13 protein-coding genes are annotated in these 15,080 nt (G+C 64.2%); 3 read left to right on the plus strand and 10 right to left on the minus strand.

Going from position 1 to position 15,080, the window contains the following annotated elements:
• Window positions 1–64 precede the first annotated feature (64 nt).
• Window positions 65–736: a hypothetical protein gene (locus C8J24_RS03345; RefSeq protein ID WP_056674245.1), complete on the minus strand. Its 672-nt coding sequence runs from the start codon at window positions 734–736 to the stop codon at window positions 65–67.
• A gap of 311 nt (window positions 737–1,047) precedes the next feature.
• Here C8J24_RS03345 and C8J24_RS03350 point away from each other — a divergent pair, with 311 nt between their 5' ends.
• The 3 genes from C8J24_RS03350 (at window position 1,048) to C8J24_RS03360 (ending at window position 4,594) form a co-directional block, all read left to right on the plus strand.
• Window positions 1,048–1,884, plus strand: a complete 837-nt coding sequence (locus C8J24_RS03350) for a hypothetical protein (protein WP_107930282.1) — start codon at window positions 1,048–1,050, stop codon at window positions 1,882–1,884.
• 161 nt (window positions 1,885–2,045) lie between these two features.
• Complete coding sequence (locus C8J24_RS03355) at window positions 2,046–3,161, plus strand: sialidase family protein (RefSeq protein ID WP_244180386.1); 1,116 nt, start codon at window positions 2,046–2,048, stop codon at window positions 3,159–3,161.
• Between the two features lie 188 nt (window positions 3,162–3,349).
• Window positions 3,350–4,594 (plus strand): DUF2254 domain-containing protein, encoded by a 1,245-nt coding sequence (locus C8J24_RS03360; RefSeq protein WP_107930286.1) that lies wholly within the window; start codon window positions 3,350–3,352, stop codon window positions 4,592–4,594.
• A 66-nt stretch (window positions 4,595–4,660) separates the two neighbouring features.
• On the opposite strand, the gene C8J24_RS03365 is transcribed toward C8J24_RS03360, so the two are convergent.
• The 9 genes from C8J24_RS03365 to C8J24_RS03405 form a co-directional block, all read right to left on the minus strand.
• A complete protein-coding gene (locus C8J24_RS03365) occupies window positions 4,661–5,533 on the minus strand; it encodes a Brp/Blh family beta-carotene 15,15'-dioxygenase (RefSeq protein WP_107930288.1) in 873 nt (290 codons plus the stop codon).
• Entirely contained in the window at window positions 5,530–6,297 is a 768-nt protein-coding gene (locus tag C8J24_RS03370; protein ID WP_244180387.1) for a bacteriorhodopsin, read from the minus strand. The genes C8J24_RS03365 and C8J24_RS03370 overlap by 4 nt, the downstream gene beginning before the upstream one ends.
• Window positions 6,298–6,375: 78 nt before the next feature.
• Window positions 6,376–7,722 carry a sensor histidine kinase gene (locus C8J24_RS03375; protein WP_107930293.1) on the minus strand — a complete coding sequence of 449 codons (1,347 nt, stop codon included), beginning with the start codon at window positions 7,720–7,722 and terminating at the stop codon, window positions 6,376–6,378.
• A 2-nt stretch (window positions 7,723–7,724) separates the two neighbouring features.
• Complete coding sequence (locus tag C8J24_RS03380; protein ID WP_107930296.1) at window positions 7,725–8,402, minus strand: winged helix-turn-helix domain-containing protein; 678 nt, start codon at window positions 8,400–8,402, stop codon at window positions 7,725–7,727.
• Window positions 8,403–8,468: 66 nt separating this feature from the next.
• A complete protein-coding gene (locus C8J24_RS03385) occupies window positions 8,469–9,653 on the minus strand; it encodes a trypsin-like peptidase domain-containing protein (protein WP_107930298.1) in 1,185 nt (394 codons plus the stop codon).
• 162 nt (window positions 9,654–9,815) lie between these two features.
• On the minus strand, window positions 9,816–11,279 hold the full coding sequence (locus tag C8J24_RS03390; RefSeq protein ID WP_107930300.1) for a DUF389 domain-containing protein: 1,464 nt from the start codon (window positions 11,277–11,279) through the stop codon (window positions 9,816–9,818).
• 35 nt (window positions 11,280–11,314) lie between these two features.
• Entirely contained in the window at window positions 11,315–12,649 is a 1,335-nt protein-coding gene (locus tag C8J24_RS03395; protein ID WP_031393631.1) for a chloride channel protein, read from the minus strand.
• Between the two features lie 663 nt (window positions 12,650–13,312).
• Complete coding sequence (locus C8J24_RS03400) at window positions 13,313–14,065, minus strand: PP2C family protein-serine/threonine phosphatase (RefSeq protein WP_107930302.1); 753 nt, start codon at window positions 14,063–14,065, stop codon at window positions 13,313–13,315.
• Window positions 14,062–15,072, minus strand: a complete 1,011-nt coding sequence (locus C8J24_RS03405; RefSeq protein ID WP_107930304.1) for a type VI secretion system-associated FHA domain protein — start codon at window positions 15,070–15,072, stop codon at window positions 14,062–14,064. The genes C8J24_RS03400 and C8J24_RS03405 overlap by 4 nt, the downstream gene beginning before the upstream one ends.
• Window positions 15,073–15,080: the final 8 nt, after the last annotated feature.

Consider the following 15,080-nt stretch of genomic DNA (forward strand, 5'->3'; position numbering starts at 1 on the left):
AGGTCTTAGAGAACCGCCTGGCAAGGGTGGGGCGGGCAGTTCTCCCTTGATCGCAAAGTCCGCGCTAGCGGGTGAACAAAAAGCCCACCGCGATGAGAAATGTCGCGCCTTCCAGCAGCCCGACAAGGACGTTCCAGGTCGCGCGCACCAGGCTGATCCCCAACACCTGCGCGAACCAGCGCGTTTCGACGATCCAGAAGTTCAGGATGCTCGATCCGACGAGCCAATGTCCAATCATGCGCGTCGCTTGATGATGGTCCATCCCGAAACTGCTGCCGACGCTCAGACCCAGCGCAAAGACGGCCGCCGGATAACATTGCGCGTAAAATGGCTGCTGCAGGGAATTGCGATCGAGCTTGATCCTGCGTTGGCGCACCATGCGGGCTGCCAGGAAGAGTGGGAAACCCGCGAAAACGACGACGCGGAGGACCAGGGCGCTGGCATTGTCGTTGACCAGATCGGCCAGACCATGATGATTGGCAATGATTTCGTCTGTCTGGCCTAACGCCGTAGCGACGCTGTGCCCCAGCAACAGCGTGAGAGCCAGAAAAAGGGGCGGACTAAGTATCGACGCGTAGCGTTCATCGTCGGGCAGCGCGGCTTCGCGCTCGATCTCCTCCATCGTACGGATTGGCCGAAAGAGCGCCTGCCAAAGCGTAAGGGGGAAGAAGACCACCCAGCTCATCACTTCGTACAGAAGTTCGTCGAGCGAATTGAGCCACTTCATGAAGTCCATGCTGCATCATGTTCGATCCGGGCGTCGATCGCAACGGCCTGCCCTGTGCTAGACTCCGCCCCCTAGTGCTTGCCGAAGACGCAATGTCGCGGGTCCTGCCGTATGTAATGAAGTCCAGCACCGACCAAGCGGCTCTTCGGCTTAAGCGAGCATTCTCGCCCTCCAATTCGCATAGGCAGTTGGGGACCGAACGCCGTTGACAGCGATGGACGCCGTCGCTCCCTTTTTATACAATCGTTCAACTGATGATGAGGTGACTTCGAACGAACGGGAGAATCGCGATGCGTTGTCCGTCTGGCCTGTCCACGATCATGACCGCCCTTGTCATGGGCTCGGCATTTCCCACAATTGCCCACGCGCAATCCACGGGTCTCGAGGACATGGTAGGCGCCCGTGCAGGTCAGGCCGAGATGGAGTTGCAACGACGCGGCTACGTCAACATCCGGGGCGAGCAAGGCGACGATCGCGTCTATACCTATTGGTGGAACGCCGATCGCCGCCAGTGCGTGAGCATTGCGACGATGGAAGGCCGCTACAATTCCATCCAGCCGACCACCTCCCCCGATTGCAGGAAGCCCGCGAACCTCCGCCCCAACCCCGGCCATGGTGGTCAGGCTGCGCCACGACCGCGTCCCGAATACGACCCCGATCTGGCCTATGGACGCGCGCCAGCGGGCCCCGGCGGCGGTCAGGATCGCTATCCTTCGGGAGGACCTGTTGTTGACGGCAGAAACGTGGAACTCGGGCTCGTGTGTTTTGGGGACGGATCGAAAACGGGCTTTGCGAACGGGACGACCTGGAAGTGGAACCGTGATCGTGACCGCTACGAGTCCGGCACGTATACCGAAACCAGGAAGGAGGTCTTCGATGCATCGCTCATGGTACAGACCTGGGCAGGTGGTGGACGTATCCGGCTACCTAAGTCGCTGATCCCGCCGATCAATTCCCGTGGCAATCAGGGATGGTGGGATTTGTACGACGTGACTGTCAGCCCAGATACGGTCCGCGCGAGTTACCGCCTGAACGGCTTGAACAAGCCACGGCTCGTGATCGATCGGCGCAGCGGCCGCATCACGGTCACGGGCATGAGTGATTATGGCTTTCGGGGCACGTGCGACCTGATCGGACACGAACCACGCCGCTTCTAGACCGTGCCGCGGGCGCTGCGCTCCCGAATCGAACGGTCAGGCAGACCACGAATACGAACTAGCGCGCACATCAGCCGCCATTGGCTCGGTTGGAAACCCCATGCTATCCGGCTCGCGCAATACGGGTCTACGCGTACCCGCAACGTTGTTGGGGTACAGCGATGAAATTCAGGGCATTTCCGGCGCACATGGTGAAGGTCGCGGCAATCGCACTTGCGGTCAGCGCCACGGCGCAAGCCCGGATCGGCCATGCCCCGTCGGCTGCTGCGGCCCCGCTTCGGTCGCCGATCATATCGTCGGAATTCATATATGCCGATGCGCCCTACCCGCAGGCGCATGCCTCGACGATCGTCGAGCTGCCTGACCGGACGCTGGCCGCAGCCTGGTTCGGCGGTTCCGGCGAAAGCCAGCCTGACGTCCGTATCTGGTTCGCACGACGCGGCGCGACGCGATGGGAGACCCCGGTTGCAGTCGCTGATGGTGTGTCGGCGGACGGTCAGCGATTTCCGACCTGGAACCCGGTGCTGTTTCAGCCTGCGAACGGTGCCCTGCATCTCTTCTACAAAGTCGGGCCGAATCCACGGGCGTGGTGGGGCATGGTCATCCGCTCGACTGATGGCGGACGACATTGGAGTCGGCCGCAGCGCCTGCCGGATGGCGTGTTGGGACCGATCAAGAACAAGCCCGTCATTGCGCCCGACGGCAGCTGGGTGTCGCCGTCGAGCCGCGAGGAAGGCAGCGCAGAGGCCAATATCTGGTCGATCCGGATCGAGCGGAGCACCGATCGCGGGAGAAGCTGGCAGGTCGGCGACGCGGTGGCCTCACCGATGCACATCGAGGCGATCCAGCCGAGCATCCTGTTTCACCGCGATGGTCGACTGGAGCTGGTGGCGCGGACGCGGCAGGGTGCGCTTGCGATGAGCTGGTCACGCGACGCCGGGCGCCACTGGTCGCCAATCGCGGCGATCGACCTGCCCAATCCCAATGCGGGTACCGATGCGGTGACACTGCGCGATGGGCGCCAGTTGATCGTCTACAATCACAGCGCGCATCTACCCGAGCGGCCGGGCGATGGCGCACGCTGGCCGCTCAACATCGGTTTGTCCGACGACGGCGTGCGGTGGCGCAACGCTCTGACACTCGAGAGCAAGCCGCGACCCGACGGCTATGCCTATCCAGCGGTAATCCAGACGCGCGATGGGCTGGTCCACATCACCTACACGCATAACCGTACCAAAATCCGTCACGTCGTGATCGATCCGACACAGCTGCGCTGAGTAGGAGGTCCCGCTCCAGCGCCCCGTCACAAGGTAAGATCGTCCCGGCGCCAGCCGCTGAATGTGATCGACGCGAGGCTTGTTCGGCTTCGCACAGATGATCTGCGGACAGTTCGAGCGGAGCCGCCGGATCACCGCGCTGTTGTCGTTGCGACTATTCGGCTACCAGCCAGCGCAAGGAGCGCTAAATGACGCAATGGACATGGATTTTGAGCCGGATCGTCCGGCAGGTCTGGTTCCGGGCAGCGATCATCAGCCTGCTGAGCGTCGCGCTGGCGATCCTCGCCGCTTTTGTCACGCCGTATCTGCCGTACACGTTCGATGCCGATATCGGGCAGCAATCTGTCGGCACGATCCTTCAGATCATGGCCTCGAGCATGCTGGCGGTCACGACCTTTTCGTTGACCGCAATGGTCAGTGCCTATTCCTCCGCGACCCAGCTGGCGACGCCGCGTGCGACCCAGCTGATGGTCAGCGATCCGACATCGCAGAACGCGTTGTCGACCTTCCTCGGCGCCTTCGTCTTCTCGATGGTCGGGATCGTTGGCCTGAACACCAGCGCCTATGGCCATGACGGCCGGATCATCCTGTTCGCAGCGACCGTGCTGATCATCCTGCTGGTGGTCGGCACGCTGCTGCGCTGGATCGGGCATATCACGGCCTTTGGACGGATGGCCGATGTGATCGACCGCGTAGAAGAGGCCGCGACCCAGGCAATGCAGGATTTTGCTGCGCACCCTCATCTTGGCGGCCGTGCGGCTGTCGCCATCCCTGCCGATGCCGTCACAGTCACCGCGGTGCAGACCGGATATGTCACGCATATCGACATCACCGCACTTGGCACGATCGCAGACCGCAATGACCTGACGGTGTATGTCGATGCCCTGCCTGGCGTGATGATGCATCCCGCTCGTACGCTTCTGCAGGTCTCGGGAAAGATCGACGACGGCATCCGGAGCGAACTGGTCAAGACGTTCACCATCGAACGGCATCGCTCGTTCGACCAGGATCCTCGACTGGGGCTGATCGCGCTGTCCGAAATTGCCAGCCGGGCCCTCGCACCGGCGACCAATGATCCAGGCACGGGGATCGAGGTTCTCAATGCCCTGCTTCGCGTGTTCCTGACGCTGAGCCCCGGCGCGGCGCGTGTCGATAAGGAGCCGGACTCCCCACGGGTTCACATCGGCCAGCCGACCATGGGGGATATGCTCGGTGATGCCTTCGGCCCGATCCTGCGCGAAGGGATTGCAGAGGTCGAGGTGTCGTTGCGCCTGACGGCTACGCTTGCGGCGATGCACGCAAGCCTGCCGGCTGCGCGTCGGGAGATCGAGCACTGGGCCAACCGCCACGCGAAGCGGGTGGCGACGACCATGGAAGATCCCGACGACCTGACGGCATTCAACGACGCCTATCGCAGGCACTGGCCCGCTTGAGGCACGATCAGGCGGCATGCTGCCATCTGGTTCGACGACATCGCGGCCTCTGCCGACAGCCTGACGTCATTCAAGGACATGAGCACGCACCACGTCCCTGTGGGCACGAGGCAGCCCCATCGACCCGGGTCGCCCCACAACCCTGTCGAAATACGGCGTCACCAGCAGATGCGGCATCGCCAGTGCCGCGACGCCGGCAAAGAGTGACCGCACGCCCGAGGGGTCCCATCGCAGCAGCACTCCGCCTACAATTCCGACCAGCAGCACAGCCAGGACGAGGATCGGGCCCGTGGCGCGGAGATACATAATGGTCGTCACGCACCGCAACCGATCTCGACGCTCTTTCGTCTGCGGCACGGCGTGCAGCACCAGGAACCCGACCGAGAACCCGACGAGCGGGGGCAGAATGAGAAGCGCGGTCGTTCCGGCCAGAAGACGTCGATCATGGCGCGCCGCGCCGATGATCACCAGGCAGGCGGCTGCTACGCCACCCGCAACTGCCAAAATGCTGACCATGGCCGGCGCACCAGACTCTCGAACTCCAGCAAGATCGAGAATGCGGGCGAGGCTTGCCGCGTGCAGCGTCGCAGGCGTGGCGACCAGGCTTATGCCGCGGGCAATCCTTTCGAACGGCCTGCTCGCGGGGGCATCCTCAAGACCAAAATGGACTGCCGACGCCAGCAGGAATGCAGGGAGTGCGATAGCAGGATCGACGATCCACCACATAAGACAGACAAACAGTGCAGATACGTACAGCATCAGGAATGCCGGGCGCCGCCGATGCTCGACGATAGCGAGATCACTGGCACCGTGCGCCATGCCGACGACCCCGACAGCAAGGGCTGCGAACGCGAGCTGTACGGTGAGCACGCAAAACGAGGCGACCAAAGCCCCCGCCAGCAGCAAGCCCCAGCCAAGGGCCGGGGCGCGCCGTGTCATGCCCGGTGGCCGCGTTCGCCGTGATCGTGCTCCAACGCCTTGTCGAGGGTGGCTGCCGCGTAGAATGCGTAGACGACCTTGGCGATCACATCCATTACCAGGAAAGCCCAGACCGACGCAGGATCGGTGATCAGTTTGAGGCCTTCCGGTCCGATCAGGAAGACGATCGGATAGAGGAACCAGATGACGGTCAGGAAGGTGAGGTTCTTGCCATAGGCCATTCCCAAGGCAGCACCACGGCTGAGTGCCAGTGATCGCAATGGACCCCATAGAAGATACAGGACGCCCAGAAACGCGACGCAAGACCATCCGTACCAGATCCATTTCGCCATCGATGGTGCGGCAAGCGACGATATCAGCCCCGTGACGATCATCAGGACATCGAGCACGATGACCGAGGTCAGATACCCACCAACCTCACCCGTCTTTCCATGCTCGTGAAAAGCCAGCAGCACGAGACCCGACAACAGGATCGGCGTCGTCACCGACCAATCCACGTAGCGTGCCAGATATGTTAGCGAACCGTCGCTGTTGATAAGCGTGCCGATGCCAAAGGCCATTGCAAGATACGCGGTCGCCGCGATGAACGGCACGCTGGCGTGCAGGAGCGTATGATGGCCCGACGGCTGCGTCTTCTTACCCGTCGCATATATGGCCAGCGACGCGACCGACATCACGCTGAAGCCGATCAGGAAAGCGGTTTGATCCACCAGGGAGCCCCCTATCATGAGGACGACCCGGCGCCGACCTTGAGCCACCAACATCACTCAGATGTTTTGGGTCCTGGCTCGCGATAAGTTCATGAAGCTGTCATGTTTGGCAGCGTCTCAACTGAAGATTTCCTATGTCCTCGGGAAGTGTACGGTCGCACGAAGACCCGGCGCGTTGTCGGTTAATGTCAGCGATGCGCCATGAACGCGGGCCGCGACCTGTGCGATGCTGAGACCAAGGCCAGAACCTTCGGAATGCCGGCTCGTGTCGAGCCGAACGAAGCGCGTCACGACATGCTCGCACTGGTCAGCCGGTATACCCGGTCCCGTATCTGCCACGACGAGCGTGAACCCATCGATATCATGCCCAAGCGTCACGCGGATCGACCCGCCGGGCGGCGTATAGTTGATCGCATTGTCGAGCAGATTGGCGACGATCTGCCCCAACAGCGAACGAACGCCCCTTATGGTCACCGGCCTCGTTTCGATTGTCAGATCCAGTCCACGATCGTCCGCCACGGGCTCGAAAAGCTCCACGGCCTCGATGACGATTGCGGCCAGATCGACAGGACCGAACTCGCTGGCCATCGTCGTCTCGGCACGGGCCAGTCTTAGCGTATCGTCGATCGTGCGAAGCAGGGCGTCGAGATCGCTGCGCATATCCGATGTCGCGTCACCATGCCCCCCGCCCAGTGCTGCAAGCTCGAGCCGAGACCGGATCCGCGTCAGCGGCGTCTTCAGGTCATGAGCAAGCGCATCCGTCGCGGTTCGCAGCGAATCCACCAGGCGTTCGATCTCCGCAAAGCCATGGTTCAGCGTCGCTGCAAGCCGGTCATATTCGTCGCCGCGCCCCGTCACGGGCAAGCGCTCGTCAAGATGTCCCGCCCGGAAACGATCGCCGGCCGTGCTGGCGGCATCGAGAAAGGCAAGCCCGCGCCGGCTGTACCAGAAGCCGAAAAGCAGGCCGATCACTCCGGTGGCGGTCAGTGACCAGGCCAGTGCCGATACATAGCGGTCATGCAGCAGGCGGCGATCGTCCGAGAGGCTGCCGACCAGTAGTCGATAGTCGTTGCCGAGAAGCACCGTGCGCGCGGCGACCTGTCGTTCGAACACCCTGCCGCGTGTCGTCGCGACCTGGGTCTCGAAGGTGCGATACCCCGTGCGGTCGATCTCGTCAGGCCATTTGGCGAGATTGCCCGCAACCGGCTGTCCCGAAGCGTCCGTCATCAGATAGATGAAGTCGGTGACGCGCGGGCGCCCGACCGCACGCGACACCGACTGCGCGACGGCAAATGGCCCCTCACTCTGATAGCGCTCGATAAGGCCTGCCGTCTCGTCGTCGACTGCCGCCTGGGCACGCGCGTCGAGCAGGCGTATCGTCTGGACATATTGAACGCTCAGGGCGATCCCCGTTGCGATGAGTGCGATCAGCGTGATCCAGAGCGCGCCGCGCAATGCGGCCGTCGAGGGCAAGCGCATCGTCAGACAGCATCCAGTCGATAGCCGGAGCCGCGCACCGTTCTGATCATCGGGACATCCTCCGGACCGTCGATCTTGGCACGCAGACGACTGACATGGACATCGACGACATTCGTCCCCGGATCGAAGTTATAATCCCAGATCGCCTCGATCAGCATCGTACGCGTCACCACCTGCCCGGCATGGCGGGTCAGATAGTCGAGCAGCTGATACTCCTTGTTGAGCAGTTCGATACGTCTGCCGTTGCGCATGGCCGTGCGGCCGAGCAGGTCGAGCGTCAACGAGCCCGTCTGCCGGGTACCTTGCGTGGCGTGCGTATCGCTGCGCCGCCGCACGATCGCCTCCAGACGGGCAACGAGTTCGCCGAACGAAAAAGGCTTGGCGAGGTAATCGTCGCTGCCGGCCTTAAGCCCTGCGATCCTGTCGTCCACCTGCCCCAGCGCGGACAGAAGCAGCACCGGCGTCTGGTCGCCCTTTGCGCGCAGCGACTTCAGCACCGAAAGTCCGTCGAGCCCCGGCAGGTTCCGGTCCAGAATGATCGCATCGTATTTGCCGACGATAGCGGCGGTGAGACCGTCGATACCGGTGGCGGCATGATCCGACGCGTGTCCGAGTTCCACCAGCCCGCGGCGGACATACTCAGCGGTTTGTGCATCGTCTTCGATCAGGAGCAGCTTCAAGCGCGCGATAATCCTTTTCAGGTGTTCAGGGAGCGGACGCGTGTACCGCCCCCCGGTTCCACACGCTCAGGACTGGCCCGACGTTTCGCTGGCGATGCGCAGGTTCAGGGATACCTGACGGCCGTTACGCACCACCTGCGTCGGGACGATCGAACCAATCCGAGCCTCTGCTACGGCTCGGGCAAGGTCGCGCCCGTTATCTACCGGCCTGGATCCGAAGCGTCGAACGACGTCGCCGCGCTGCAGGCCGGATCGGGCAGCGGCCCCGCCATCTTCGACTTCGGCGATAAGCGCGCCCTTGGTGACGTCCGAGCCCATCGCACGCGCAATGTCCGGTGACATGTCCTGCAAGGAAACACCGATCCGCCCCCGCGACACGTGGCCGTTTTGCGCAATCTGAAGCGCGACCTTGCGCGCCATTGCGGCGGGTATCGCAAAGCCGATGCCCACGTTACCGCCCGTCGGCGAGAAGATCGCAGTGTTCACACCGACCACCCGGCCTGCACCATCGAACAAGGGCCCGCCCGAGTTGCCGCTGTTGATCGCAGCGTCGACCTGGAGGAAATCGTCATACGGCCCGGCCCCGATCTCACGGCCGCGGGCAGACACGATGCCGGACGTCACGGTATTGCCGAGGCCGAACGGGCTGCCGACCGCAAACACGCTATCGCCTACCCGGATATGATCGCTGTCACCCCATTTGACCGGGGTGAATCTACCCTTCCCGTCAATCTTCACCACGGCGACATCGATCTTGGGATCGCGGCCCAGAACGCGACCGGAAAACTCCCGTCCGTCCGACATCTGGACGGTGACGCGGTCGGCGCCGTTGACGACATGGTTGTTCGTGATGACGATCCCGGAGGCATCGACGATGAACCCCGAGCCGAGCGATCCGCGCTGCGGGCCTTGCCGCTGCTGCGGCGCTTCGAATTGCCCGTGACGATCCTGCATGCCAAAGCCGAACAGCTGCCCCAGACGATCCGCCAGTTCGCTATCGTCTGAGCGGAACTGTGTCGGTTCGAATTGCAACGCCTGAAGAGCTGCGGGCTTGACCTGGATCTGAACGACGCTCGGTCCTACGGCCTCGACCATATCCGACAAAGAGGCGTGCACACCGGTCGACGCGACGGCAGCAGGACCGGATGCAATGAACCGGTCGGCGATATTCACGCGACCGTCGTCCGCAGCGATCGCGCCACCCGCGACGCCGGCGAGTGCGGTTGTGCCAAGCGCGACGGCGGCGATCATTGGACGTACAGTCAGGCGACGCTTGAATACCACGATCCATGTCCTTGTTCAGTTAGAAGCAGATGCTCCTTTCTGGACCCGGATGATGGGCGCAGCCTGTTTCGAACATTACATCCGTGCAATCTTGTCAGGATGCCATGCGCGATATGGCAGCCGCAGCGGCTATGCGCCGCGCTCGCCTGTTTCAGCCGGAGATGAGTCCGTGTCGACCGACCATATCAGGCGCAGGCGACCGCCCGCACGCCCGGGGGCTGCCCTGCCCCCTCGCGCGACGATACCCTGTGCTATCGCTGTGCGCTGACGCAGGGTCCCGCCCAGCACGTCGACCGCCCGCGCGAACCGGGCGGATACCCAGGCTGCGTCGCCGAGCGCCCGATCGTCGATGACGCCGGATTTGATACCGACGTCCGGCAAGGCCACGTCGTTCGGGGGATTGAGACTGACATGCCAATCGGCGACCACCGCGTCCGCACGACGTTCCAGATCACGATAACCCGCAATGCCAAGCCCCGTCAGGGGCGCCGCCGTCGCGCGGATCGTTCGCGCCGCCGAATCCAGCTGCACCGATGAAACGGGAATGCCCGCGATCAGCGCAACGTCCGCGATCGCCCGATCGCGCTCGCGTGCGACGCGCAGCGCATCGCCATTGCCCGCCCGCGCGATCTGCGCCGCCTCGACCGCGCCGGTCTCGGGCGAGATGCGGACCTGGTCGACATGGACATCGACCGGCCGCGACAATCGTTGGCGAAGGTCCGCAGCGAGCTTGCGATCCGCCCCCGGTTCGATCCGCGGCGTCAGCATGACCGCGCGAACGCGGACCGGGTTCGCGCCATGGTCGATCTCGACCTGGCTCAGCCGCGCGCCCGGGGGGAAATCCTCGCCCAGTGCATCGCGTACCTGCCGCTGGGCGACCGCCTCGAACGCGATCCGGCGCAGCCCCGCGCCGAGAGGGATCGACAGCACCCCGATCGCAACCGCGAACAGCACGAGCTGCCAACCGGTGTGGTGCGGCGACAGGTGGCTGCCGAACCCGTAACAGCGCGCGACGAGTGCGGCGGTCAGCGCGATGGTGATGGCATTGGTGAGGAACAGCAACAGCGCGCCCGAGAACACCACCCAGTTCCACGTCGCGATGCCGAACCCGACCACGACCAGCGGCGGCATCAGGGCGATGGCGATCGCCACGCCGACGACCGTACCCCCGCGCCCCCGGATCAGCGCATAGCCGCCTGCGATGGCCGACAGCAGGGCGACGAGCAGGTCGAACAGCGTCGGCTGCGTCCGCCCGGCGATCTCGCTCGTGATCGTCTGGACGGGGGAGAGCAGGATCAGCACGACCGACAGCGCCACCGCGATGGCCGCCCCCAGCATCAACGCGGTCGCCGCGCGGCGTATCTCGTGGAAGTCGAGCGTCGCGATGCCGAAGCCCAGCCCGATGATCGGCATCATCAGCGGCGACAGCAGCATGGCGCCGATCAGCACCGCGACCGAGGGCATCAGCAGCCCGAGCAACGAGATCGCGGCCGAAATGACGATCAGGAAGGCGTAGCGTCCCGACCACCCCGCTTCCTCGGCAATCTGTCGCAGGATGCCGTCATGGTCGACGCTTTCGGTGGCCTTGGCCATCCACGCCCGGGGGAGCGTTGCGAATTTTGCAGGGTTCAGGTGGATCGGGTCGTCTCCGTCATGGCGAAGGTCTTCGATAGACCATGGTACAGCTTCTCGCGGCATACCCACTGGCTGGCCGCATCGGCGATGAACGCGGTCGCGAACATCGGCAGCATCAGGCCGCGGCTCGCGGTCGTCTCCGACAGGATGATGACCGCGGTGAGCGGCGCGCGGACGACGCCCGCGAAATAGGCGACCATGCCGAGGATCACGATCGCGCTGGCGGGCTCGCCGGGGAAGATCTCGCGCAGCAGATTGCCGACGCCAGCGCCGACGGCGAGCGACGGCGCAAAGATCCCGCCCGGCAGGCCCGCGATCGCCGTCGCGGCGGTGGCGACCAGCTTGGCCGGCCCGAACCAGAGCGGCGCATCCACGCCGACGATCATCGCGCGCGCCGGGGCATAGCCGGTTCCCCATGTCAGCCCGGTCACGACGCCAAGTACCGCAACGACGCCCCCGCAGACACCGGCGAACGCGACGGGATGCGCGCGCGTCCATCCCGTCACGCGGTTGCGGCTGACCGCCATCGCCAGGAGAATGCGCGAGAACAGCCCGCCGGTCATGCCACCCGCGATCCCTGCGACCGGCGCGACGATCAGCGCGGACAGCAGCGGCATATGCGCACCGATCGCGCCGAAATAGATATAGTCGCCCTGCACCGACTGCGCGACCATCCCGGCGATCACGATCGCGGCAAGGACGAGCAGCGTCACCCTCTGCTCATAGGCGGACGCGAGTTCCTCGATCGCGAACAGCAGCCCGGCGAGCGGCGTGTTGAACGCCGCCGCAACGCCTGCGGCACCACCGGCGATGAGGACTCCGCCCCGCAACGGCACGCGGACGAGACGATGCGTAAATCCCATGACGGCTGCCGCCAGCTGGACGGTCGGGCCTTCGCGGCCGACCGATGCGCCACCCAGTACCGCGCCGATCGTCAGCACCGCCTTGGCTGCCACCGTCCGGATCGAGATCAACGTGCCGGTCGCATCATTCGGATTGGCCTGCGCCGCGATGACTTGGGGAATCCCGGAGCCCCGCGCGAACGGCGCATAGCGACGGGTCAGCCAGACCAGCCCCATGAACGTCAGCGGCGTCGTGACCAGCGGCAACCAATGCCATGTCTTTGCAAAGTTGCTGAAAACCTCGCCCGCCCAATCGGCCGCCTCGGCAAACAGCGTCGCGACGATCCCGATCAGGATCGCCCCCGCAAGGATCGCACCCCGCGTCCGGAACTGTGTCGATCGCGGCCCGCGCGCGCGCAGCAACGCCCGATACCGCGACGGCGTCCAGCGTTTGGACGGTAAGAGACGATTGAACAGGCCAGCCATCGGGCTCTTTTAGGTCGCGGCGCCAGTTAGACCACCCCTGACACCGGACGTCACGATGCGGCCCTTCCACAGTCGCCCGATAGCGGTCTTATCCGGTGCCTCCTCCCTCAAGCGGACATTCTCGATAGGAGCGAGATGACACAGATACGAAGCTGCGCAAGACCGGCCGTTACGCCGACAGTCGTGATCTGGCTGCCTGCCGCAATGACTAAACCTGACGCGCTTAAAGTGAATACTTGACGGAGATGGGGCATGCCTGCCCTTCAGACCACGAACGCGGCCTAACCCTGCCAAGAGTCGCGCTTGCAGCGGCCGGGATCAATGCGGCGGCGATTTGGCATCTCTGCCGTTTGCGAGGACGTGATGCCCCTAAATGGCACCACCGCTTGGCTATGATCCAGCACGGAACGCCGCCGGCCCCGCTAACCGCCATTCCGGTCATTCCCGATGCAAAAACCAAATGGCTTGCATCACGTTGAATTCCCATCATCGACAGCGCTTGAGTTATCGGCCGACATCTATGTGTGCCAGCCGTTCGACGGCAGCGCGTTATGGAACGTTAGTATTCTTATACCAGGCTAGCAGATGGTACACGGTTTTGCATGACGCTGCATAACAACAGAGCAGCGGTCGTGCGTTCCGCTACGAGCGGACGCACAGGTCTCACCCCGATAGCCCTGCGATCACGACGAGCGTTGCATTGTCACTGCCATCACGTTGCAGTGCGTTTTCGAGAATGCGGTCCGCCATGTCCCCGATCGCCGCGGGCATCGTCGCGAAATCGCGCGGATCAAGCGATCGTGAAACGCCGTCCGAGCACAGCAGAAATCGATCGTTCGGCTGGACGAGTGTGGTGACGCTATCCAGCGCTACGGCCGGCGCAACGCCGAGCGCGCGCGTGACGACATTGGCTTGCGGATGACGGTCCGCCGCGGCTTCCGTCAGGACACCCGCGTCAATCATCTCCTGCACGACGCTGTGATCGTGGGTCAGCTGCTCCGCCCCGCCGCCGCGCATCAGATAGGCCCGACTGTCCCCCGCCCAGAAGATCGTCGCCTCACTGCCCTCGATCAGCGCGATCACGATCGTCGCGCCGCTGGTCGCATGCACATCGTAGATCGCGCGATTGGCATGCGACACCGCGGCGCGCACCGCTGCCGCGTTGATCGGCGCCGGATCATCCGCCAGTGCCTGCAAGACATCGACCACCGTCGCAGCGGCGGCGGCCCCGCCGCTATGGCCGCCCATGCCGTCCACGACCGCCCAGAGCCCACGGTCTGCGCGATCGAGAAAACGATCCTCGTTGACGCGGCGCACCCGCCCGACATGGGATCGGTTTTGCGACACATAGACGGTTTCCCGAGCGAGCGACGGACCGCCTCGGGGTTTGCGTCGCAACAGGCTGGCGATCTTCATGCGGGATCGCGCGCCATGGCCGAGTCCGCGGCGTCATAGGCGAGGGCGAAAGCGCGATCGAGCGAGCCGGGTGCGGATGCCACGATCTGCCGTGTCAGGTCGGCATGACGGTCAGCGACTTCTGCCATCTGCAGGCTTGCACGACTTTTCAGCAGCGTCGCGCGGTCCGCGATCGCCGCATCGACAGATGCCGGCTCGAACGTGCCGATCGCCGCGCGCAGGCTCCCCTGCAGGCCTGCGAACGTGGCGACCAGATGCCGCTTCACGTCGCGAAACGACGCCTTCAGCGCCGCCGGGCCCGACAGGAACCCGGTCGAGCCCGCGAGCAGCAGGTCGATCGCCAGCCGCTGTGTCGGTGCCCATTTGAACGGATTATTATCCGCGCCGCTGATGGTCGTGCGCGTCAATTGATAGCGTCCGCGCGCATGGTCGCGCTCGGCCATCAGGTCGCCGATCCCCAGCACCATCTGCCGATACACCGCACCCGCCCGCCGCATGATCTCGGTCGGCTCCTCTTCGGAGAGCAGCGAACAGTCCAGCCCGGCGCCCTCGCAAAATGCCTCCAGCAACGACCCATCGCCCAGCGGTCGCGCCTCACCGGCATCGGCCCAGTCGCTCGGCACCTCCACCGACGATCCCAGCGGCGGTGTCAGCACCATGGTCAGCGCGCCATCGAATTCCAGGTCGCCATGCGGGGCCTGCGTCGCGACCATCTTGAACCGGCCGAGCCTCAGCGCGCTCGGCACCGGCAGCACCACGTCGACCGCATCGGGAAACCGTTGCCCGGTATCGGCATCGAATACGCCATTCGCGCCGAGCGCCCGCAGTGTCAGCCCATCGCCGTCGACGCGCAATTCACAATGCGCCCGCGACAGCGCGCAATCGGGGTCGGCGATCGACCAATCCGCCTCGGTATCGCGACCGATACGGAGCAGGCCCTCGCGGATCAGCCGCACATCAAGCGGCTGGACGATGTCGTCTCGGTCGAAAAGCTGGAGCATGTACATCGAACGGA

Origin of the sequence: Sphingomonas aerolata (genome assembly GCF_003046295.1) — a bacterium.
GTDB lineage: Bacteria > Pseudomonadota > Alphaproteobacteria > Sphingomonadales > Sphingomonadaceae > Sphingomonas > Sphingomonas aerolata.

Bases quoted from the DNA above. Each gene is read 5' to 3' on its own strand.
- C8J24_RS03345 (WP_056674245.1), bottom strand. From the start codon at position 736: ATGGACTTCATGAAGTGGCTCAATTCGCTCGACGAACTTCTGTACGAA.
- C8J24_RS03350 (WP_107930282.1), top strand. From the start codon at position 1,048: ATGACCGCCCTTGTCATGGGCTCGGCATTTCCCACAATTGCCCACGCG.
- C8J24_RS03355 (WP_244180386.1), top strand. From the start codon at position 2,046: ATGAAATTCAGGGCATTTCCGGCGCACATGGTGAAGGTCGCGGCAATC.
- C8J24_RS03360 (WP_107930286.1), top strand. From the start codon at position 3,350: ATGACGCAATGGACATGGATTTTGAGCCGGATCGTCCGGCAGGTCTGG.
- C8J24_RS03365 (WP_107930288.1), bottom strand. From the start codon at position 5,533: ATGACACGGCGCGCCCCGGCCCTTGGCTGGGGCTTGCTGCTGGCGGGG.
- C8J24_RS03370 (WP_244180387.1), bottom strand. From the start codon at position 6,297: ATGTTGGTGGCTCAAGGTCGGCGCCGGGTCGTCCTCATGATAGGGGGC.
- C8J24_RS03375 (WP_107930293.1), bottom strand. From the start codon at position 7,722: ATGCGCTTGCCCTCGACGGCCGCATTGCGCGGCGCGCTCTGGATCACG.
- C8J24_RS03385 (WP_107930298.1), bottom strand. From the start codon at position 9,653: ATGATCGCCGCCGTCGCGCTTGGCACAACCGCACTCGCCGGCGTCGCG.
- C8J24_RS03390 (WP_107930300.1), bottom strand. From the start codon at position 11,279: ATGGCCAAGGCCACCGAAAGCGTCGACCATGACGGCATCCTGCGACAG.
- C8J24_RS03395 (WP_031393631.1), bottom strand. From the start codon at position 12,649: ATGGCTGGCCTGTTCAATCGTCTCTTACCGTCCAAACGCTGGACGCCG.
- C8J24_RS03400 (WP_107930302.1), bottom strand. From the start codon at position 14,065: ATGAAGATCGCCAGCCTGTTGCGACGCAAACCCCGAGGCGGTCCGTCG.
- C8J24_RS03405 (WP_107930304.1), bottom strand. From the start codon at position 15,072: ATGTACATGCTCCAGCTTTTCGACCGAGACGACATCGTCCAGCCGCTT.